The organism is Paenibacillus nitricinens, assembly GCF_052056485.1.
GTDB classification, from domain to species: domain Bacteria; phylum Bacillota; class Bacilli; order Paenibacillales; family Paenibacillaceae; genus Paenibacillus_AQ; species Paenibacillus_AQ nitricinens.
In genome coordinates this window covers 2035067-2057056 of the sequence record NZ_CP183948.1, presented here as the reverse complement: position 1 = coordinate 2057056, position 21990 = coordinate 2035067, and the positions used below count along the sequence as shown (strand labels likewise).

Below are 21990 nucleotides of genomic sequence, written 5' to 3'. Positions count from 1 at the left end.
CCCTTATTTGGGCTGTGTAAATACAATCAGCCTAACCTCTTCGTTCTTATCTCTAAAAATTTCAGCTTTGAAGCGCCCAAGTGTATTAATGTTATATTTATCATCTTCTATATCCATCATTTGAGAAATAGTTTTAGAATCGCCTTTACCCGGAGTAGTAAAATCTAGCACTCCCCCAGAAGAAGATGGGACTGCATACTTAGTCCCATACGTATTATCCGCATAGAATCCATCTGTATTTTCCCCTGTTTTAATAAAAATCGCGAACTGCGGACGTCCCTTATACCGCATGACCGCATTAATCACATCCTGGCCGGATACATCCTTGTTATCATAGCTGTTGAACTCCGCTTGATTAATCATTTGGGTTTGGGCCAGAGTCTGTTCCTGTGCGCGGATGAAGTAGTTGTTGATAACCAGATAAATACTTACGCCTGCGGCAATAATCAGAATGGTAACAATAATGCCGATAACCCATTTAAGTCCGGTCGAGATATTCTCCATGATGTTTCCTCCTCACCTTATTTAAAGCTGGTTTTTATTTTTTTGCTCTTTACGGATCTACTCCGCTACGAAATAAATAGCTGCAATCCGCTCATTTTTATCTTTTATCAGCTTAGCCTTAAATCTGGCTTGCGGACTAATATAATATCTTCCTGAAGCCTCCGAGAGTTCTTCTACATCTACACCTCTAGTATCAGGTCCCTCTTTGAAACTCCCACTGGAATAATCAAACGCACGGCAATAACCTTCTCCGTTTGGATTCATGCTAAATCTTCTTTCTGCCTCATTCTGACCATTCGCATATGGTTTTTCAATGTATAAGCAGAAGCCCTGCTGCGATTCGTACCTCCGATAAGCCGTAAGAATCTGGGAGCCGCTGACGATCTGATTGTCAAATGCGGAATATTGCTGCTCCGAAAGCTCCCTGGCCTGTGCCGCCGCCTGGCTATTCGCCAATTCGACAACTGGCTGTGTCTTCCCCCACAAGAACAGACCGGATGATATAATGGCCAGCGTAATCAGAATCGATATCGTTGTTTTCAAAAAGCTTGCTATATTCTCCATGCCTGTATCTCCTTCACATTTTGCCAGTTACAACAGTCAGGTCACCCAGCTGCTGGAAGGCCATATAGACGAAGGGAAGCAGTAAATATAAGGTGAACGTTGCCTGCATCGGCAAGAACCCAAACATTTTACCCAGTGTACTTTTCCTGCTGATGACCTTCTCATAGTGCTCCTTGCGCTGATCCATCGCGAATGCCCTCTCCGCATCCATATCATCAAACGCCTTCTTCACCGGGATCAGATCGGCTGCCACCTGCAAGCGGTCTGCGAGCCGTTCGAGGGGAACGAAACGTGCGTCCTCCTTCAGATTCTCAATAGCACTCCAGCCTCCAGCCTCATAATCCAGCATGCAGCGCAGCAGCTGCCGCTCAAAAATATAGCTGTAACGATGCAGCCACTCTATCATTTCGTACACGCTGATATTCGGAAATTGAGACAGCATCATGGAAAGTGTATTGAAGCCATCCACCTCATTCTGCATTTCCCACTTTCGCAGCTGAGTACGAATGATTAAGTAAGCATCCGGAAGATAAAACCCTGCCAACGCCAGCCCAAAAGCCAGCAAAAGCTCATACCATTTGTAATACTCCTCATGATATTGCTCTACCCTGTTCATTAACTGTGCAGCATAGGCATTCTGGTTCAGATTGTTCTGAAGGAAAGACTTATTCTCCGCTTTCTCCTGAATGTAGGGCAACATCTGATCCGGTGTAATATCCTTCGCTACCAGTTCTCCAATTAAAGTCTGCTCAAAAGCGTACCGTTCCTCGCTAAGCATCTTCTGAGATTCTGTCTGATTGCCGCCTGTGGTGATCTGCTTATTGGGGTACAGGATGTTATGCTTGATATTGGCATGGATCGAGAATTGAAGCGATACGATCAACGTAAAGATAACGACTGCCGCTAGTGTTTTCTGCAAAAAGAAGGCATGTTGCGACAACCCAGAGTTAGCATCCTTCAGTTTGCCGGCTACCTTGAAATGAAGAGGCTCATGTTCTGCCGGTGTGATCCGATCCACCAGTTTGAAAATCCATTTTTTCTTCAGGATCCGATTTAACCACTTACCCTCATCTTTGATAGATTGCGTGTCTTCATCCACACCCTTGAGAATCCGCAAGGCAATAAACGATATTATGAACGTGATATACAGTAAGATTAAAGAATATAACCCCCAGGCCGAATTGTAGTAATTAGATACAATAGGAAACATTCCCTCCGCCCAATTGCGGATTGGATCCAGCATGAATACCGGCGAAATGGCTACAAAAACAATACCGTATAACAAACGATCGATTCGCTCACGGCGATTAATATCCATATGAATCTCTTCTCTGATATTGCCAAGCATCGATAGGTAAATCGAACGCTCCCCTTTATGGATATCCGCATCACCATATTCACCTATTTTGTAACTCACTCCAGCTAGTTGCTTCATATAACGGTTAGGTGCAATCTCATAATATTTCTGCAGTTCATCTTCCGGGTCCACCGCTGCCAGAATCCCGGCAATCTGCCTGGCATGCACGGCTACCATTGGTTTCGAGCGTTCCGCAGAATTCTCCAAGCTGACTTGCACCATATGTGTCTGATGATATTCATGACGAATATCCAGAATCATGGACGATTGGTCGTATAACATCTGCTTCACTAAACGCCCAATGAAGAGATCGCTGAGGACACCTCCAAGATATACTGAGACTAGCATAATAGTCGCACGGCTTACCCAGGATGAAGTCCAGAGGAATGAACTCAACGAAATGATCAGAATACAAGCAACAATCATTAGCGTCAGCGCAGCCGCACGACTTCTGATCATGATTTCATTGCCTGCATGAACCAAGGTCAGACGCGAGCGCATCCGGTGAAGAAGTTTCTTCACTAATGGCAGTTCATCAAGTACCGGATAAGTTTTATGGGCCTGCTCCAACCATCTTTTTTCCTTTGTTCTCGTTGGCAGGAGAGCCTTTAGCCGCCTTTGCTCTTGATATTGTGTTCCCTTCAATTTACGCTGCACTATGTTAAGCAGCACAAGCAGGACAACCAGTAGCACTCCCGAGGTTCCCAAAATAATCAACAATAGGTTTTGCAGATTCATGCGGATTGCCCCCAATACTTCTCAAGAAATGCAGCGAATTCTAGTGCATCCTCTTCATCCATATTTTTGCGCATTTCATCGATTTTACGGCTGCTGATCGGATGCTTGGTCACGTATTCTCCGGCTTCCCACATAATGACATCCTTATAGTCATAGGAACGCCGATCTGTCATCCGGCCAAAATATTCGGTCATGGTATCCATAAAAGCATCCAGCTTGTCCGTAATATTCTCAGGATCTTTGTAGTTCTGAGGATATTCAAACTGGGGATCAGCCGGGATAATCTCTGTAATCCGTTCGATATATCTTTTCCCAGCACGCAGTACCAGGTGGACGTTGAAGCCAAGTGCCTCAACAACCTGAACCTCAGCAATTTTCTCATTACTGAAGGCTCCCGATGCGATAAGACTATTGCGCAAAGCGCTGACCAAATTGGGCAGCGTTTTGCCGTGGTGTGTAAATAATGTATATTCAGAAGCTACCTGGGCTGCCTGAATCACATAACTGACCACACTATGAGTAGCCGCCTCACCAACAATATTCACAGCGCCATCCGTTTTTTTCTGCACATCCAGCCCATCCTGCCCACTAACGGAGGGGGTTTCTCTAAACGATAAAATATTTTTACCCGGATACATTTTTCTTGCCCAGATCTCGAAGGAAGTCTCCTGAATCCGGATATTCTTCGCATCAATATATTTGATCAGTGCCTTAAGCAGCGTTGTTTTCCCCGAGCCCTGTCTGCCAGTGATAGCAGTGACCTGATGGCCCAGGATGAGAAAAACAAGCATATCAATCGCAAGCTGTGCCCCTTGATCTTGAATCTGCTGATCCAATTCCACGAGCGAATCGTTAAATTTGCGGACAAAAAAAGCCCAGCTTTCAGCCATTTTGGGCCGCACAACCACGACCCGGCTGCCATCAGCCATATCGTTGATAATATAACCCTTTGATTCATTTAATTGCCCAGGGTTACCAAACCCATAGATATTTTGGCAAACCCGCTTAAGTTCCTTCTCAGAACCAAAACTTAAGAATTCCAGGTGAAGCGACTTTCCCCGATAGAACGTCCACACCGCATCATAGGATTGTGGTATGAAATGCTGCTGCTTCGTATATTCCAGAAAATCTGTAGTCTGAACGACATCAGGAGGCATGCCACTTGTTCCTCCATTGACTCCGTCGATGTTCTGATCTCGAAGCTCATCAATAACGCCGAGCCCCTTATAAATTTGATAAGCTCTCTGGACAATAATTTCAATCTTGTCCTGGATGGACAATCCCGGCTGCTCGGACTGATAGATATGGCGAATCTGCTCTTCGGTGATCTTATACCCCTTAGATCCATCAGGCAGCTTTTGCAGTGTATCCAGGCTATATTTGCTTACTATTACATTAAATGCATTCTGACCATGATCTTTTTTGAAAACATAAAGCAAGATATCGAAGCAATCCTGTGAAGTCAAGCGATTCGTATGGCCGAAGCTGATAATCTTATCTACATTTCCTTCATCCAGACCGTAGGTCTGAACTAATAGATCCTTCATATAAAGCTTCACGTATTTCTTAGCGGATAGATCGCCATGCATGCAACTTCGGAGCGCTTTCTGCAATTCCCTTCGCCGCGCCTTCCGACGGTTGTATTCTTCCTCACTTGGGCTTCCTTCATAAAGAGACGCAGCTATAATCTCCTCAAAAGCCCTTCTCAGAAACAGCACGATTTCATTCATATCATATTTCAGTTGGACGGAAGGTGGAGCAGCATCCTTACGTCTGCCCAGCCATAAGTACAGGAACACTCCAATAGCTATCAGGACTACAAAGATCAGGATCAGATTAATCATTCGCAGCATCCAATTCCGATACTGGAGAAATCTCCAGCATCCGGAGAATAAGCTGTCCCATATGTCGTACCGCCTCAGTGAAGCTTCCGTCCTCACTAAACTCCAGAAAACGGGATTTAGCTTCTCTTGCCTTCAATAGAAACTGAACAAAACGCCGTTCATTTTGAGCATCCATATAACCAATATGATGTGGGATAACACCTACTGCTTTTTTCTTCAATTCATACAGCTTAATAATTCTCTCTTTATTGAACCTGGAGCTGCGCTCATAAGCCCCAATACAATAGAGGACTGGCTTATGACTCGGCACAGGAGCTTTGTTTTTATTCAAAAAATAGGAATCCAGACTGACCTGATTCTGATTTAGGTTAACCACAATCAAATCTGCCTGCTCCATAACCAGAGACACAACATCCGGATCATCTTCAGAGGAAAGGTCCACAAATAACAAATCATAAAACCTGCGATAATCCTTGTAGATATGCGGAAGCAAGAGCTTTGTCTCATGTTTCTCAGTACTCATAGATCCCCTAAGCAGTTCCAACCGATCCTTAAGAATGGACTCCGCATGATCTCTAATTCCTTCAGGTGTCAGCATTCCACACTGCACTAATCTCTCAATCGCATCCATTCCGCCGGTTGTCTGTGCAGACTGAAGCGTTGTTCTTGTCTGTGAGAATAAATGCTCAAGCACCCCTTGCTCCAAATGCGTATGTGTCATTAACACGCGGATATGATGATCTAGCGCTATGGTAGCCGCAACAGCTGCCATATTCGAAGTTGTTCTCCCCTGCCCTTGAGCAGGTCCCCAGAAAGCCACTAGCACAATTACCTACCCCCGTTTCCTTGCATACTGCCATAGCTTCTTGATGTCTTGCTTTGGAACATCGCAAATTTCAATCAAAAAGTCATTTACAGCTTCAGCAAAATCCTTATCTACCTTAAGATCCACCCTTCCATCATGGACCCAATCAATTCTTCGCTCCGGACTACTGATGTAACTGATTTTTGAAGTAATCACTGGATAATATTTATCCACATACTTCAGTCCAAGTCCGCATTCTTCTTCTATGATAAGCAGTACAGTAGGCATCCGTTTCTGATCCAGCAACATATCTACGTTCTCCATAGCCTGACGTTCATAGGTGGTTGCGAAGACAATAATCTCCTCCTCAAGACCCTCAGGATACCCATGATGCCAGTCATACAGAACGATATCCGGTTTGTCAGCTACGCTTGAATCAGCAATCTTTATACCAGACACTTCGCCTTCAAAATACTGATAATTCCTGCTGTTATCCGAAATAATCATGACATCGTTGTTGAAATAACTTTTCAACAGAATAGCCGCTGCCAGTATGAAATCGTGCTTCTCGCAATCCCCTGCGACAACAATGTGCAAATCGGTCACTCTCCTTCCAGCAGACTGTCATCTGTGGCTGCTTCTTTATTCGTCACACCCGTTGAACTCTGGTCTGCACTTGAATCGATCGGCGCTTGATTGGTCCGATCTATCACTCCGTTCACGGATTGGCTTTCATCAACTTTCGCAGCTTCCTCTGCTGCCGCCGCTCCCTGCACAGCCTTTCTCTGGATCACACCACTGCCGCTTGGTGCCTGTGCTCCCACACGAATTCTATCTTCATCCTCCATAACTTCGAGCCGTTTCTCCAGTTCCTTACGAAGATTGGCAGCAAGACTCCACTTGGCCTGATCTATAATGAAAGGATTATCCTTAATTACTCCAAGTACATCCAGATTAGGGACATAATTGACTACAGGTTCAGGCTGAAGCTCCGGTTCTACGTACTGTTTCATATACAGCTCCGCGTTATTTATGTATGCATCCACCAGGGCAGCTTGCAGGAGCTGTGCTTCTTCTTCATTGTCATTAAAAAATGTATATTGATTCGCTAAATCTACGTCCTTCAGCGACTTCTTTCCTACGACTATGTAATCCTCGCCATTCGGGAAAACGATCCGAATATCTACGACATCTTTTTTCGTTAACCGAAGCGGCAGTTTAATATATTCAGTCTCTTCTTTTCGTTCTGATGGCTCCAATCTCGCTTCATCACGTACCATTTCAGTAGTTACCGCTGTGCCTGACAATGCATCAATCTTCAAGTACTTGCCTACAATCGCTTTAGACTCACTGATCAGATTATCCGGTGAGGAGAATTTGGGTAGCTTCTCTTCCATTACATCCTCAGCGGTAATCACCTCTCCAGCTAGCTTTGGAGATATCAGAACATAGGCTGTCTGGGATTGATCCATATAGCGCTGCAAGACTTCATCTTTATCATTCAGCTGTTCTTCGTAAGCCGCCCGCTCGTCGATCAACTTAGCGTTATAATGGCGATAAGTTGCAAACCATACCCCGGATGTGGCAACGGCAACAAGACAACCTGATAGGATCGTATATCTCAGTATTTTTTTCCGCTTACGTATTGCCACTTCAAGACCTCATTTCCATCCCTATTTAGTTTTCCCTTTCGATTTTGCGGCCGCCGCTGCCGCTGCTGCCCGTTCGGTGGCTTGTCTTTCAGCTTCCTTAATTCTGGCTGCCTCTGCTCTCTCTTCCTCCACCTGTAATTTATCTGCATAGTTCATCATATTTGATTCAATTTGGGCTATGGCGGCTTTAAATTCGTTCATTTTCTTTATCCATTCCTCACAATGCTGCTTAAACTCTTCCCCACCCAAATCTACCCAATAACCAGACACTCCTGTGATTGCTGCTCTCATCTTATCGCTGCACTCCTGGGCAGGGGAGAGAAGTCGATGGCAATCAAAAGCAATGCCCCTTACCATACCTGAATTCATACCCAGCCTCCTGATTGATAATTACCGGCTCTCCGGAACAAATGAAAATCCTATGCCTATTAATAACAAGGTCACAAACAAAACCGTCCCAACAATTCCCCAGAGCAGCGTTTGCTTGCGAAAGAGCTTTTTCTGAACGGTCAGCAGCTTCATTACCCATTCAACAGCCGCTTTATCTGGATACAAAGGATCTTGATGTGCAGGCATCAGAGTCGTTTGAATTTCTGCAAAATCCTTTTTCAACATTTGTAATACTTCCTGATGTCCATTTTCCAGCAGTAGCCTGCACCGCTTGCGCTCATAAGGATTAAGGGTGTTCAGCTTCTCTTTCAGCAGTTCATACTTCCACATAGCCCCGTTGCCTACCAAAATAGGAATTTGCGAGTTCCACCACAGCTCGAGTCCACTGGTGCCCTTCCGCTCCCGATGGATATCCACCCATAGAATGATATGCGTGAACTCACTGGCCAAAAGCTCCGAAATATCCCACGAATACCCTCTGCGATAGAAAGTGACTCCTTCATATTCGAACATGGTAGAAACCGAATCTTCTTTCTCACCCTTAAAAACAATCTGTTCAAGCGAACTGATTTCGGGCCTGTCATCTCCGCATACCAGGGGCTTCCAGCCCAGTTCTGCCAGACCCGCGGCCAGTAGAAACGCCGCTGCACCTACGTCTTCTTCCCCTCCGACACCACAAACTCCGATGACAAGTGGTACATTACTGCCCAGAATTCTCGCACTAACTGCTGGCGTAGATTTTTCTTCTACCGGAATAGATTGTTCCAGACTCTCCAGCGTTTCCGCTTCGGTTAATGACGGGGTCTCCTTTCTGGCCGGAGGCCCCGGTCTAGACGGAGTTGATCCTGCTGAAGAGCGAGGAGCAACGGATGGTCTCCTGTTGGCGGCATCTGCTACAGTTCTGGAACCGGCCGCCACTGGCTGTGGACGGGTAAGCGACTCCACCGGTCTCGGAGGAGCAGACGGTGCCTCTTCCACTGCCGCGTCAAAAGCTACTCTTGATGATGAGCCTTTAAACGAAGAAAAAAGGCCTTTCTTTTTACCCAGGATATGATAATAATCCCTTGTAGTTTTTTTCTCTTTGATCCAATTCAGAAGATCATCGCCCTGGAATTCCGTAGTGAACTGAAGATCATGTATGTTCATATTTACCAGGGTCCGTATAAATTCAATATCCGTTTGCAGCGCCGGGTCTAACTGAACGATCAGCCGAGTATGTTTAAGATATTTGCGGATCAGTGTCATGAAACTGATAATATCCGCAGCCTTGACCGGTGTGCCCAGACCCGCGCCGCCCTCCATAATTACAATGGATGAAGGATCGACTTCCTTACTACTGAAACCACTTATAAAACTATGTAATGTAGAATGTTTACCGGAAATTACATAACCCTCATGCTCCAGCGACCTGGATAGCAGCATTATAAGTTCAGGTGAGCAGACTAAGTGTACGCTTTTCATAGGAATCCTCCTTTACGATCTCCCAGCTCAATAGGGCAAAATACGAACTATGGCTCCGTCCCCTTGTATAATCTCTGCGAGAACAGCATGCGGCCCCAACTCCATCCATTCTTCGCCCGTACGGCTGGCTTCACATTTAAATTCCCAGTGATCCGGAAGCCAGTTGGCTTGCTTAAGTAGCTCGATACATTGCCCTGTAGAAATAGAAAGAGAGACTTCCAAATCCAAATACTTCTCTCTTTCACCTTTAAATACAAAAGTAGTCAGTGCAGTTGACATAGTCTGATCCCCCAGATTTGTTAAGCTTCTTGCAGCCAATTACATAATTCATTTACTACTGTAGACAAGGATTGTGTGGTTTGACTGGCGTCTTCTTCCACCCCACGCAGCAGCCACATTTGATCTTCATGAATCAACAGGTTCAGTTCGCGAATCACCTGTGCCTCCTCGGTAATGCATTGGATTTCTGCCAAGGAAGTTATGAATGCACCTGCTTGAAGAGACTTTCCCACCCACGTTTCAAAATCCACTTCTTTATTTATCGCTTTTTGTAATTTATCTTTATCGCTCAATTCCCACACTAAAGGGATTCTCTCAATGACCTGATACATCAGCTCATGTAATGCATAAATCTCCTGAAGCTTATAGGTGTTACTTTCCGGCTGATGCTCAAGTTCAAACCAAACTTCATCCTGAACAAAATAGAAGACCTTGCAAGTCTGTCGATTCGTATGCATAAGCTGGCAAAAATAAGATTTGCAGCTGGATGCAACAGCGATACCTCTATGAAGCACTTCATTCACTTTGGCGAGCCCCGCAAAATCAACCTCTAAATATCCCTTCACTTCCAGCGACCTCATCTGAGCATCCATTAAGGAGCGTAAATTACGCTCCGACTCGTCTTTGAGATCGATTTCCAGACCTGGAAAACTAGTTCCTCCTATCAATGCAGTCAAATAGATAATTTCTAAAGGATGCAATTCAAACATTTCACGAGCCGGCTTCATCGCTTTTTTCACCTGCTTATCTATAGTTCTGTAATCATTTTGAGGCGTGAAATGGTCCCCTCAGTTAGCAGTATCGCTTCAGTATTATCCAATACCTCGTTCAGCTCATGGTATTCCATACTCTCGAGTAGTGGAGCATAAGACAAATGATCATTGGGTCTTCCATCGGACAACAACGCATGTCCACTGTTAATCAGTTCACCCGCAAAATCAGTGACCAATTGCATTTGATTCAGTTCAAACGAATCGCTGCCGACCAGCAGCATTACACCAAGTCCACCGCCAAACCTCGCTACCCGCTCCAAATGATCCAGTGAATCATTCTCCATCAGATCAAAAGCGGACTTAAGATGAGGCATTACAATGACGAGAAGCGGATACTTAGACAGAATATACTCTGCCTCGTCAAACTCTTCACGGTTTTGGGCATCTGCAAAAGCTTGCCGTGCATCATTTTTCCTTAGTTGCAGCTGATCCACTAAAGATTGTGTGAGCTGTAAAAACTCTTCAGCTGTGCACATATAGCGGGTAATCGTTGAACTAGCTTTCAAGCTCGGTATACTGACAACACCACTATCAAACAGATGGAATTCCATAGTTACTTCACCTGCTGATTTATCAAGAACTTGTATTAAGGCGTTAAATCTAAAATCCACATGCTTTTGAGTAGTATAAGACACTACAAAATTGCTAACCTGCTTTACATTGATCTCTACCGGAAGTGTAGTATCCCAATCCAGCCCGAGCGGTACCTGATAATTCCCCTGCGGTTGTTCCTTCGGCACACGTTCCAGAAGCTCTGCCAGTGAAAGCTTGTCCGGGATCACTGAAATCCCCACAGGGTTATTCACACCTGCCACTGCTTTCATCTCCGAACTAATCCGGCGGAGAGAGGCAGCAATCTGATCATCCGAGCTGCCATCCACAGGAAGCGCGGTATGAAATTCCAGAATCCGGTTATCTTTGAGCAGTCCGCGGCCTACTGTATTCGTTGGCTCCATCCCTTCTGTTCTGCCCAGAATACTGGAATAATCCAATCTATCAGACATTTGGTATACTAGAGCCTGCTTAATATTCTGGCTGATTCGGTAAGGATAAGAGTTTACAGCATTGGCAGCGAACACGAAGTATATCCCGTAATTACCGCCTTCACGCACCAACTTGGAAAGCTCTAAGATAAAGTCATCATAGGCTTCTGAGAATCCTGTGTAATTATCGAGTAGAATAACAATGTAAGGAACCTTCTCTCCAGTGGCCGCACTGTACGAGACCAAATTGCTGATTCCAAGCTGAGAAAACTTACGTTTGCGTTCATCCAATTGGGACAACAACCAACTGATCAGTTTTCCAAGCTTTTGTTCGTCCTCTGGAAAAATAATATCCCCTACATGTGGAAGCTCGTGGAATACTCCCAAGGTGCGTGTACCAAAATCCAATATATAGAAATGAACGTAATCAGGTTCATATTTCAAGGCGAGGGACATGATAATTGTCTTTAACAGCGTAGTCTTACCGCTGCTCGGTGCTCCATAAACCAGTAAATGTCCATCCTGATTAAAATTAATATCCAGATTGTATTGCTCCTGATCTGACGGATTATCAATTCGTCCAACGGTGGCAATAAGATTCTGATCTGGCTGCTTCCATGATTGCCCATCCCAGATCTGATTCTGATCCATAACATCCGCTAAAGTCATAGTCTCCGGAAGTGGAGGCAGCCATAGCTGAAAGGCCTCTCCGATCGATTGCTCAGCAGAAATGGCAGCTATATGATTAACCACAGCCTGCAGCTCACTCAGTTGCGAGGCATGATCACTGTTTTTCACCTTAGGAATCAGAGCTCTGCGTTCACCACTTAGTGAAACGATATCCATCTTTGGACTTCCATCCTGATCTGTCTCCCCTGCTTGATAAGGCGCTCCGCTCCAGGAGGATTGGAACAAAGTGAACACTTCATTATTACCAACTTGCAAATACCCACGGCCTTTTTCTTTGATCTCTGCTGCCTCCGTGCGTTTCAGCATCTCCTGACTATCCGAAGGTGTCTGCACCTTCAGACATAGCTTAAATCTGGAGTTACTCCAGATCTGGTCATCGACTACGCCAGAAGGTTTTTGTGTTGCCAATATTAAGTGAATCCCCAAGCTTCTTCCGACCCGTGCCGCACTGACTAGCTCTTTCATAAATTCCGGTTGATCTGATTTAAGTTCTGCGAACTCATCTACCACTATGATCAAATGCGGCAAGGGAAGGTTAACTTCTTTATTGCGGTAAAGAACGATGTAATTATCAATGCTGGTCACTCCGGCTTCACTGAACAGTCGCTGTCTCCGCAAAAGCTCACTTTTGATGGAGGCAAGGGCCCGATTGATCTGATTACCGCCAAGATTGGTGATTGTCCCCACCAGATGTGGAAGTCCAAGAAAAGCATTAGCCATTCCTCCACCCTTATAGTCGATCAGTACAAAAGCAATCTCATGCGGATGAAAGTTCACTGCCAGACCCAAAAGTAGAGACTGAAGCAGCTCACTTTTCCCCGATCCGGTAGTGCCGGCTACTAGACCATGTGGACCATAGCTTTTTTCGTGCATATCGAACAAAAGAAATTTCCCGCCTGCCCCGAGCCCCAGAGGAATGGACAATGTACGGTTAGCCTGGTTTTTTGACCAGCGCTCCAATACCTTTAGAGCCTCTACCTGCTCAACCTCAAAGCTCTCCAGAAAAGTTACCATTGGTGGGATATAGCTGTTATTTTGACCTTCCTTAATTCTGAGCGGAGACAAAGAACGGGCAAAAAACTCTGAATTTTTTTTATCCAGAGAATCGGCAGAAAAATAATCCGCTAAATGACTTAACAGCTGATTAGTATCTTTTCGAACCATCCCCTTACCATCCTTGATTTCCAGAATAGCCTGGGAATTCAGCGGCAGCGCAACATCAATCTTTTCCGATGTAAAAATGCTGGTCACCCCAAGTGAAGCATTGGCCGAGAGCAAATACTTCATCATATCCGTGCTGTCCCACAGTTCAGGAGCAAAAACCAGAAAAACATAATGCGGGGTCTGCATTGGCTGTAGTCCATAACCATTCGTGCTGTTTTCTTCTCTTTTTCTAAGCTCTGGAAGTAATTCATCCGCAATATTGGAGGCATCAAAGGATGTTGTAGCCAAACTTCTCTGGCTTCGATTTTTATTCCATGTATGGGGCAACCATTTCAACCATTCCCAGTGCTGCAGATCATCAGGCTGCATCACGCATATTACCCTTACATCATCGTAGCCTTGGTGTGTTGTTAAATGAACTAGAACACCATTGAGGAAATCACGAACCTCCTGCTGTTTGCCGTAAATTCCGAGCGTATTAATATTCCTTAGCGGTATGTAGACCGGAATATCTCGCACAAAATACATCTCTTCGCATATTTTACTGGCGATTTCTTCAAGTGGGTTGTCATCGTCAATCGCTTTCGCTTTCGAGCTATATATTGGCACCAGAGCAATCGGCTGGATACCAACACCAACCCTGAGATTCAAAAAGTCATCTTCAATTCCGGTTTTTTCCCACAGCTGCTTGCTTCTCACCCGTACGATTTCAACACAAGATTGAATACTTGGATGGATATATGTATAGGCTTCTCTTTGCGTACTGGCGGCACTTTGTAAATCATTACGAACCTGGAATAAGTAGTTGAGATATTTCTTTTCAAGTTTTTTGTTCTGTTCATGATGTTTTTTCACACTGGATTTATAATTCAAAATTGAAACCATGACCGTCAGAACAGTCATACCCATGGTTGATATCAGCATGGTAAACGACCTGGTCAATGTTGACATAAATATAGAGATGACTAACATCCCGATGGGAGGGACTATAATCGTCAACCATGAGAAGGTTGGTTTTCCCGATGGTCGGGCAGGATCCTCCAAAACCAATTCGCCTTCCGGGTAATTCGGTTTAATTCGAGGGGTTCTTTGTACCTGATTAGTTAGCATTTCTTGAGTACTCATCTTTTTCATCACCACTGGATAGGAATTTTGGATTAACAAGAATAAATAGTGTAAATTTTAAATAAAAAATAAATTATTTTCCAATTTAGGAGATACATACTGCATTATCGGTTCGACGACTAAATAGTTTATATTTTCCATAACATTTTTTGCTAAAATGGTTCAAAGATCCCCAATAAATTACCATTATTTTCATAAAAGTAAAATTACTAGTGTATATAGATCCAGTTCTAAGGTCACCTAATCGTGCTTTATTTTTGATATAATTTAAGACATATGGCACATTTACTTTTTTTATTTCTTTTTGTTCATCTTACTTCTCGGTACTAAAATTACGAGTTTTTTGTATCCAATATTCCATTTTAGACCCTATGCATCAGACCATTTCTACCAAACTGGAGAGAATTCATACTTCTGGAAGGAATTAACCCGTGAAAAAACCAGGAAATCCCTGCTAACTCGAACTATTTCCCGGTATCAAATCTCATATATGTTTAAGCAAATGCAAACAGACAACCTCGTATGAGGCTGCCTGGCTACCCTGTATATTCATAATTTCGATTATTCCGAACATCAAATACTTGAACTTGGCTTTTAACGCAAATTTAAACGTTTATTTTCAAGCATATGAAATGTACTCAAGCGTAAAAACTTTCAGGCAAGATCCCCATCGGACTCAGATGACCTTGTTTGCTTCAAAAGATGCCGAAATGAGCTTTTTCGGACTCCAGAGGCGCTATTGAGTTGTTTTTGCGCAAAAACGAGTGCTTTTTGACCACATAACGGCTCCTGAGTCCGAACACTCCGCCAAAAGAAGCAAAATCATAAAATAGCGACTATACAGTCCGCAATCATGGTGCATTCGTAGCTCCATCCATACATTTGCATACGCTTGGTGCATGCAACAATGGCGTCTGAGCTAATGACCACCACTAATCGAAGATCACAGCCCACCCACCAGCTCCATTATTTTTCTAACAATCTCCTCTTCTTCGTTGCTCACTTTTTCCGTTGCCAATTCACTAAGCGCTGCATGATCGCCAACACAAACCGAGTGTGCGGATTGTCTAAACATTTCTATGTCGTTAGCATCGTTGCCAAAAGCAATAAATTGCTGCGGTTCTATGCCTGATCGTTGTAGTCCTGTCCATTTGTTTACGCCTTTAGGGCTTATATCAATAATGTCCTCTTGACCATGTTTATAAATCACAACAGGCAATCTATGTAGCTGATCTAATAACTGTTCCCCGTTCAGGCTGCTCAAAAAAACTACTTTTACAATCTCATCTAGCTCAGATGGACTAACATTGTTGGCGAGTTGTTCTGGATCTACATTTCTCCGAATGGGATGGTCGTCGGAACCCGAATACGCATAGTCCCAGTGACTATCAATCAAATAAGTGGCTTCAAATTCTTCGATTAACTCTAAGATACGATCCGAAGTCTGCGCGTCAAAATGTATGGTTGAAATCACCTCTCCACCCTTTGCTATAAACGCACCATTCCCTCCTACCATCGGATAATGATGCATATGGGCAGGTAACACAGGTAATAAATCACGAATAGGTCTGGCTGACGCAAAGATGACCTCATGTCCTTTTTCAATAAGTTCATCCAATGCTTGTACGATTCGTTCACTCAAAGGTTTGCCGCTAAAGTATATCGTTCCATCTAAATCAAAAATAAATTTCATAGTCTGTATCCTCCCCTTTTCTCTATCTTAACGAGTTCATATATAATGGAAAGGACCGATGTCCAAAAAGGAGTACGCAATGAAATCTATTCATGATCCAAATCTTATATCACATTACATTACACAATTTAATCTAGACGCAGTTTTCCCTGAATCAATGTATTCTTTGATCCAAATACGTGTTTACGAGCAGAATGAGATCATTTTGCGTGAGGGCGATGAGCTGGACGGAATTTATTTTCAAGTGGAGGGACGGACTAAGGTTTCTTCCAGTGTGGGGACAGGAAAATCCTTGTTATTACGTTTCTGCTCACCCTTGTCTTTATTTGGAGATATTGAGTTCGTGCAAGGGGTTATGATCCAGTCACTAGTAGAAGCCGAACATCAAACCACCCTCTTATTTATCCCGAAACAAAAGGTTGAGTCCGACCTAATGGATAATCACAGTTTTAAAGACTTATTGCTAAGACATCTATCTTACAAGCTTCTAACCTGCACATCCGCCTCACGAACGAACTTACTTGGTGCTGTAGAGGAACGACTCGCAAGTTATTTATTAACGATACAGCTTCAACGGGAGTTTGGAAAAGAAATTCAAACGCCATATATCCCAGATATAGCCTCTTTGATTGGGACTACTCCCCGCCATTTAAACCGTGTTATTCAGCGACTCACCGACATGGAGATCTTATATAAAGTTAAGCAAGAAATTGTCGTCCTCGACTGGGAGCGTTTGGATGAAATGTCTAACGGAATACGGTATGAGTAGGAACACTGTTAATCATTCCAATCATCAACTGTGGTAACTGCATAATCGAAGATATAAGGATCGATGTCATCCTAAACGGAAATCGATCCTCTTCTCTTCTCTTCTCTTCTCTTCTCTTCTCTTCTCTCCTCTCCTCTTCGTACCAGGGTATGTAAAGTTAGATTGCCCGTACCTGTGTAGCAGCCCCGGCAGCCCCCAGTTGCACTTTATACATCTAAAAGCTCTCTATCCAACGCTATCACCCATTTAGTTGCACATTGTACAATTATTTAATCGAAAATGAACAGAATGGAGTGAGATCGGGACTTTTAGTTGTACGAATTACACTTATTAATCGAAAATAGTAGGCACACCCTCATATAGTTGTACTTTTTACAATTAAAATTGCCCATCAGTACCAGTGAAACAATTAGGGTTCAGACAAACCGCTAGAATGCACACTGAAATGTCAGGAGCTCCCCCCCAAGGGGCAAATCCTGAAACAGGTGCTTACGGATGTATGATGTGATGTATACGGAAAGATTAACTTTAGCAGCGACACCTCCTCCAGTAAACAAAGCAAAGAACCGATCCTTAAAAACCGGATCGGCCCTATCACTTCCTATTATTAACGTGTAACCAAGGCCAACTTTTCGTTTATCTTCACAGAAGTCCCCGCCTGATTTATGACTTTTGTCGTTTCGGTCGTATTCGTAATGATGATCGGTGTAATAATGTTGAAGCCTTCACGGCGGATGCTTTCCAGATCAACTTCCATCAAGATGTCACCTGCATTCACCGTATCCCCCGGCTGAACCCGAGTATTGAAGTATTTACCTTTCAGCTTAACTGTATCTATCCCCACATGAATCAGTACTTCTGTACCATCATGGCCTACTATCGCAATCGCGTGCTTCGATTTCGCCAGGGTAGCTACTATACCGCCAATAGGTGAAGCTACCTGCCCGGAGGATGGCTCAAGTGCCAACCCTTTTCCCATCGCCTCACTTGCGAACGCCTCATCCGGCACTGCTGAGAGCGGCAATACCTTGCCTGACATAGGACTAGTCAACAATGCGGAATTAACCTTGTCCGTTTCTATAGCACTGGAGTTTACTTCAATGGTCCCTGAATCTTGCACAGGATTGTTTCCGGACTCCTGAGCAGCATCAGCTGCAACCAGCGTATTATCTTCAACATCGTTGAAGCCGAACATGAGAGACAGCAGAAACGCTGCGACAAAAGAAACGACAATCATAATCACACCATAAATAATGTTTGAAGTTCCTCTTTCACCGGAAAAAGCAAGCAGAGCCATAATATTGTTCTGCGGAACATATAGAGTTACATGTACAATCCCCGCGAAGCAGCCTGCGATGCCCGCTGAGATAGCGGCGGCTAACATCGGTTTCTTCAACTTCAAGAGTACACCATACAAAGCTGGTTCGGTGATGCCCATCGTGGAAGAAACCCAAGAAGCGGAAGCTAATTGCTTCATCGACTTGCTCTTAGAGCGAATGGCAACGGCTAACGTAGCTCCAGCCTGAGCAAGGTTCGCACAAATCTGAGCTACCAGAATTAAGGCTTCCTGCCCGGTAGCTGCAAAGGCAGAGATGAATATTGGTGTAAGCGCATGGTGCATCCCAGTCATAACAATGAACGGGAAAGCAGCAGCAAGGAGAGCTACCATGACAAAACCGAGCGTGCCTTGCATCAATTCAATCACATAAGCCAGTCCTTGTCCGGCATAGTTCCCGAGCGGTCCGACAACGATTAGCGCCAAAGGTGCGCTGATCAACAATAGCAGCGTTGGATTTAACAGGATTTTCAGCATATTAGGAACGATTCGATCTATATATTTCTCAATATAGGACATCATCCATACTGTCAACAGGACAGGAATGACTGAGGCTGCATATATGACAGGTGAAACCGTTATCCCCAGGAAGGAGATTGGATCTTTAGAAGCCACCCAGGAAGAGAAGTTAGGATGGAGTAGAACACCTGCGACGATAACTGCAACTGAAGTATTGACTTTGAATTTCCGGGATGCACTAACCGCTAACAGAATCGGCATGAAATAGAATGCAGCATCCCCGATAATATCCAAGATTCGATAGGTGTCTGCTTCTGGTGACATCAGATCGAAGGTGGTCAACAGCGACAGAATGACCTTGATCATCCCTGCAGCCGTTAACGCCGGAATCATTGGTGTCATACAACCGGTAATCGTATCAATGATCCGGCCTAGGACTCCTTTGGTTTTACCGTTCCCTGGAGACTTACCGGAACCACTCTCATCTGCACTTTGCACATTAAGATCAATAATTTCTTTATAGACCGCATTTACTTCATTGCCGATGATGACCTGATATTGATCGGATGTTACGTTTACTCCCGCTACCGCTTCCATGCCGTTCAACTGTTCCTTGTCGGCTTTATCATTGTCTTTTAAACGGAACCGCAAGCGAGTCATGCAATGCTCCAGGTCAATGATGTTTTCCTTCCCGCCGACGAGAGATATGATTTGTTCCGCGATTTGTTTGTAGTCTTTTTTCATATGGTCTTCCCCCTTAACCGTTTTCATTCGAGCCCTTTGAAAATAACGGAGCCGCAAGTCCTCTTCCAGAGGACCGCTGCTACGTATATAGAGACCTCTCTAGAGGCACTCACCATTTGATTCAATCACCTTTTTATACCAGTGGTAACTGGCCTTTTTATACCGTTTAAAAGTACCCTTGCCATAATCATCAGCGTCCACATAAATAAATCCGTAACGTTTGGACATTTTGCCTTCACTTACACTGACCAAGTCGATGCAACCCCATGACATATAACCAATAAGCTCGACTCCATCCTGTTCTACAGCATCCTTCATATTGCGTAAATGATCGGATAGGTATTCAATTCGGTAATCATCTTGAACATGAAAGTCCTGATCTGGTTCATCAGCGATGCCAAGGCCATTCTCGACAATAAACAACGGAATCCGGTAGCGATCATATAATTGATTCATTGTTATACGAAGTCCAATCGGGTCTATTTGCCACACACTTCCACTTGGTGGTAGATAAGGATTCTTCACCGTCTCAAAACCATTCGTACGACGAGTCTCCAGTCCTTCCGTGGAAGCTGCTGTACAAGCACTTGAGTAATAACTGAAGGAGACAAAGTCTACTGTATGGTTCTTGAGGATTTCAAAATCTTCCGGTTCCGTATGAATGTTGATCTTGTGCTTCGCAAAATAGGGTGCGATATAATTTGGATATTTGCCGTATACCTGTACATCGGAGAAGAACAGTGTATGTTTGTCACTTTCCAGAGAAGCGAATACATCCTCCGGCTTGCATGTATATGGATAGGTCTTGCCAGCCGCTAGCATACAGCCGAACTGAATGCCCGGAACCATTTGCTTGCCCGCTTCCACGGTCAGAGCGTTAGCCAGAAGCTGATGATGCGCTGCCTGATATTTTTTCTCCAGCTTGTTATCTTCCGCAGTAAAGGTTAAGCCCCCGCCTATAAAAGGAATATGCAAAACCATATTCATCTCATTAAAAGGGATCCAGTATTTTACTCGGTGCCCAAATCGGTGAAGCAGCGCCTTAGCGTAATTTAAGTAAAAGCCAACCACTTGGCGATTCGCCCAGCCCCCGTAATGTTCCACCAAATGCATCGGCAAGTCAAAGTGAGAGATCGTAATCACTGGCTCAATGTTGTATTTCTCAAGCTCGTCCAATATGCTCTCATAAAACGCGAGGCCTGACTCCAGCGCAGTAGCTTCATCCCCATTCGGAAATAGGCGCGGCCAAGAGATAGAGAATCGAAAAGAATTGATGCCCATTTCCGCCAGCAATGCGATATCCTCTTTGTAATGTTCTCGGAAATGAATCCCGGTATGGCTCGGATAATGTTGGCCTTCTTCTGTAAAAATATTATCTTCGTCCATCATAACGTCTTTTAAACGACGGTCATTCATAGGCAGTACGTCAAAATTAGATAGACCTTTGCCATCCTCTAAATACGCACCCTCGGTCTGTATAGCCGAAATAGCGCCGCCCCACAAGAAATCTCGGGATAATTTCATGATAAAACCTCCAAGTTGCTAACAATTTGTAAATGCTCTCATTGATGAGCACCCAGCCTGTTTTCTTTAGTTGCCTATGCCTATAATAAGGCTTGCTACGAAAGATTGAATCCCTTGATTTTGTCAAATTGTTCTCATATTTGGTCCTGTCCAAAGGCACCTTTGATGGTTGAGCTTTTATATTGCAGAGGCGCAATTCCAATACTTTCCTTAAACAAACGATAGAAGGTCTTAGTACTTCCGAAGCCCACCTTGCCGGCGATCTCCGTCACAGGATCATCTTCATTGAGGAGAATCCATTTCGCTTTATCAATCCGATATTCGTTCAAAAAGGTGACAAAAGTTTTGCCGGTATGCTTCTTAAAGAATTTTGTGAAATACGATGGGGTGAAGCCCAGAATTTTGGCAGCATCCTCAAGTTTTATAGGATGGGTATAGTTTTTCTCCACATACTGGAAGACCATGGACAACTGCTCAAGAATTTCACGGGAATAAGGCTTATTGCTGACCATACGCGGTTTAAAATGATCCAGTTCGCGATACATCACAGTGATCAGCTCACATAAAAGGCTTTTAATGGCATATACGTAACCGATCTGCTGCGTCTTGCCTTCCTGATATAGCTCATTCAATAACTGAAGAATCTTTTTCTGAACCTCTGGCCGCCAGTACGTGGAATACGGTTCAATTGAGGCAAACAGCTCCTTCAGCGTAAAAGGTGTGTTGTTCAGAATCATCACGTCCTGAAAAAAACTAAGGTCAAATTGGAAGACCAGCCGCTCACTTTTAGGTGAAGCCATCACATAATGAATGTCTCCACCTTTGATGAAGACGAACTCATTTTCTTTGAGCTGCATCGGCTGGTCATTTACTCCAAGGTTCACTTTTCCTTTTACAATCCAGATAATCTCCATTTCCTTGTGCCAATGCGGTGTAGTCAATATATTGCCGTCATTCTCAATACAGCGGTACGGAAAGGCTTTATCCAGTCGTGGGAATTCCAAATAAATGGCCATCTTATCATCTCTCTAACTTAATTTAGTGGATTAATAATCTCATTTATCACGGATAAAGGCGAGGATGTCACTGATACTTAACATAAAAAAGAGCTATCCAGTACCCAATTAGGGAAGTAA

At 44.0% G+C, this 21990-nt stretch carries 17 protein-coding genes; 1 reads left to right on the top strand and 16 read right to left on the bottom strand.

The genetic code is table 11. From position 1 onward, the window contains the following. Window positions 1–3: 3 nt before the first annotated feature. The 13 genes from ACN6KS_RS08935 to ACN6KS_RS08875 all read right to left on the bottom strand — a co-directional run bounded on the left by ACN6KS_RS08935 (window position 4) and on the right by ACN6KS_RS08875 (window position 16022). Window positions 4–504, bottom strand: coding sequence for a hypothetical protein (locus tag ACN6KS_RS08935; RefSeq protein ID WP_440961825.1), 501 nt, complete (start codon window positions 502–504; stop codon window positions 4–6). A 57-nt stretch (window positions 505–561) separates the two neighbouring features. Continuing rightward, entirely contained in the window at window positions 562–1068 is a 507-nt protein-coding gene (locus ACN6KS_RS08930; RefSeq protein WP_440961824.1) for a hypothetical protein, read from the bottom strand. 13 nt (window positions 1069–1081) lie between these two features. After that, window positions 1082–3163 (bottom strand): hypothetical protein, encoded by a 2082-nt coding sequence (locus ACN6KS_RS08925; RefSeq protein WP_094878483.1) that lies wholly within the window; start codon window positions 3161–3163, stop codon window positions 1082–1084. Continuing rightward, complete coding sequence (locus ACN6KS_RS08920; RefSeq protein WP_094878482.1) at window positions 3160–5007, bottom strand: ATPase, T2SS/T4P/T4SS family; 1848 nt, start codon at window positions 5005–5007, stop codon at window positions 3160–3162. Before ACN6KS_RS08920 ends, ACN6KS_RS08925 begins: the two co-directional genes overlap by 4 nt. Then, the gene (locus ACN6KS_RS08915; RefSeq protein ID WP_280788630.1) at window positions 5000–5833 is read right to left on the bottom strand and encodes a hypothetical protein; all 834 of its coding nucleotides are present in this window, start codon (window positions 5831–5833) and stop codon (window positions 5000–5002) included. Before ACN6KS_RS08915 ends, ACN6KS_RS08920 begins: the two co-directional genes overlap by 8 nt. Window positions 5834–5839: 6 nt before the next feature. Next, window positions 5840–6409 (bottom strand): hypothetical protein, encoded by a 570-nt coding sequence (locus ACN6KS_RS08910; protein WP_094878481.1) that lies wholly within the window; start codon window positions 6407–6409, stop codon window positions 5840–5842. A 5-nt stretch (window positions 6410–6414) separates the two neighbouring features. Further along, the gene (locus ACN6KS_RS08905) at window positions 6415–7464 is read right to left on the bottom strand and encodes an SAF domain-containing protein (RefSeq protein ID WP_341134184.1); all 1050 of its coding nucleotides are present in this window, start codon (window positions 7462–7464) and stop codon (window positions 6415–6417) included. A gap of 21 nt (window positions 7465–7485) precedes the next feature. Further along, a complete protein-coding gene (locus tag ACN6KS_RS08900; protein ID WP_440961823.1) occupies window positions 7486–7833 on the bottom strand; it encodes a hypothetical protein in 348 nt (115 codons plus the stop codon). A 21-nt stretch (window positions 7834–7854) separates the two neighbouring features. Continuing rightward, window positions 7855–9315 (bottom strand): hypothetical protein, encoded by a 1461-nt coding sequence (locus ACN6KS_RS08895; RefSeq protein WP_280788631.1) that lies wholly within the window; start codon window positions 9313–9315, stop codon window positions 7855–7857. Window positions 9316–9342: 27 nt separating this feature from the next. Next, on the bottom strand, window positions 9343–9594 hold the full coding sequence (locus ACN6KS_RS08890) for a hypothetical protein (RefSeq protein ID WP_094870399.1): 252 nt from the start codon (window positions 9592–9594) through the stop codon (window positions 9343–9345). Between the two features lie 20 nt (window positions 9595–9614). Then, window positions 9615–10322, bottom strand: coding sequence for a hypothetical protein (locus ACN6KS_RS08885; RefSeq protein ID WP_094870398.1), 708 nt, complete (start codon window positions 10320–10322; stop codon window positions 9615–9617). 20 nt (window positions 10323–10342) lie between these two features. Next, entirely contained in the window at window positions 10343–14329 is a 3987-nt protein-coding gene (essC, locus tag ACN6KS_RS08880) for a type VII secretion protein EssC (protein ID WP_440961822.1), read from the bottom strand. Between the two features lie 943 nt (window positions 14330–15272). Next, the gene (locus tag ACN6KS_RS08875; RefSeq protein WP_440961821.1) at window positions 15273–16022 is read right to left on the bottom strand and encodes an HAD-IIB family hydrolase; all 750 of its coding nucleotides are present in this window, start codon (window positions 16020–16022) and stop codon (window positions 15273–15275) included. 79 nt (window positions 16023–16101) lie between these two features. On the opposite strand from ACN6KS_RS08875, the gene ACN6KS_RS08870 reads away from it, so the two are divergent. Continuing rightward, entirely contained in the window at window positions 16102–16791 is a 690-nt protein-coding gene (locus tag ACN6KS_RS08870) for a Crp/Fnr family transcriptional regulator (RefSeq protein WP_440961820.1), read from the top strand. A 607-nt stretch (window positions 16792–17398) separates the two neighbouring features. On the opposite strand, the gene ACN6KS_RS08865 is transcribed toward ACN6KS_RS08870, so the two are convergent. The 3 genes from ACN6KS_RS08865 to ACN6KS_RS08855 form a co-directional block, all read right to left on the bottom strand. Further along, window positions 17399–19330 (bottom strand): beta-glucoside-specific PTS transporter subunit IIABC, encoded by a 1932-nt coding sequence (locus tag ACN6KS_RS08865; protein ID WP_094870396.1) that lies wholly within the window; start codon window positions 19328–19330, stop codon window positions 17399–17401. A 99-nt stretch (window positions 19331–19429) separates the two neighbouring features. Beyond that, window positions 19430–20854 carry a 6-phospho-beta-glucosidase gene (locus ACN6KS_RS08860; RefSeq protein ID WP_094870395.1) on the bottom strand — a complete coding sequence of 475 codons (1425 nt, stop codon included), beginning with the start codon at window positions 20852–20854 and terminating at the stop codon, window positions 19430–19432. A gap of 134 nt (window positions 20855–20988) precedes the next feature. Further along, window positions 20989–21870 carry an AraC family transcriptional regulator gene (locus tag ACN6KS_RS08855; protein ID WP_440961819.1) on the bottom strand — a complete coding sequence of 294 codons (882 nt, stop codon included), beginning with the start codon at window positions 21868–21870 and terminating at the stop codon, window positions 20989–20991. Window positions 21871–21990: the final 120 nt, after the last annotated feature.

Bases quoted from the DNA above. Each gene is read 5' to 3' on its own strand.
- ACN6KS_RS08920 (WP_094878482.1), bottom strand. From the start codon at position 5,007: ATGATTAATCTGATCCTGATCTTTGTAGTCCTGATAGCTATTGGAGTG.
- ACN6KS_RS08935 (WP_440961825.1), bottom strand. From the start codon at position 504: ATGGAGAATATCTCGACCGGACTTAAATGGGTTATCGGCATTATTGTT.
- ACN6KS_RS08890 (WP_094870399.1), bottom strand. From the start codon at position 9,594: ATGTCAACTGCACTGACTACTTTTGTATTTAAAGGTGAAAGAGAGAAG.
- essC (WP_440961822.1), bottom strand. From the start codon at position 14,329: ATGAGTACTCAAGAAATGCTAACTAATCAGGTACAAAGAACCCCTCGA.
- ACN6KS_RS08865 (WP_094870396.1), bottom strand. From the start codon at position 19,330: ATGAAAAAAGACTACAAACAAATCGCGGAACAAATCATATCTCTCGTC.
- ACN6KS_RS08895 (WP_280788631.1), bottom strand. From the start codon at position 9,315: ATGAAAAGCGTACACTTAGTCTGCTCACCTGAACTTATAATGCTGCTA.
- ACN6KS_RS08855 (WP_440961819.1), bottom strand. From the start codon at position 21,870: ATGGCCATTTATTTGGAATTCCCACGACTGGATAAAGCCTTTCCGTAC.
- ACN6KS_RS08930 (WP_440961824.1), bottom strand. From the start codon at position 1,068: ATGGAGAATATAGCAAGCTTTTTGAAAACAACGATATCGATTCTGATT.
- ACN6KS_RS08870 (WP_440961820.1), top strand. From the start codon at position 16,102: ATGAAATCTATTCATGATCCAAATCTTATATCACATTACATTACACAA.
- ACN6KS_RS08860 (WP_094870395.1), bottom strand. From the start codon at position 20,854: ATGAAATTATCCCGAGATTTCTTGTGGGGCGGCGCTATTTCGGCTATA.
- ACN6KS_RS08925 (WP_094878483.1), bottom strand. From the start codon at position 3,163: ATGAATCTGCAAAACCTATTGTTGATTATTTTGGGAACCTCGGGAGTG.
- ACN6KS_RS08875 (WP_440961821.1), bottom strand. From the start codon at position 16,022: ATGAAATTTATTTTTGATTTAGATGGAACGATATACTTTAGCGGCAAA.
- ACN6KS_RS08885 (WP_094870398.1), bottom strand. From the start codon at position 10,322: ATGAAGCCGGCTCGTGAAATGTTTGAATTGCATCCTTTAGAAATTATC.
- ACN6KS_RS08900 (WP_440961823.1), bottom strand. From the start codon at position 7,833: ATGAATTCAGGTATGGTAAGGGGCATTGCTTTTGATTGCCATCGACTT.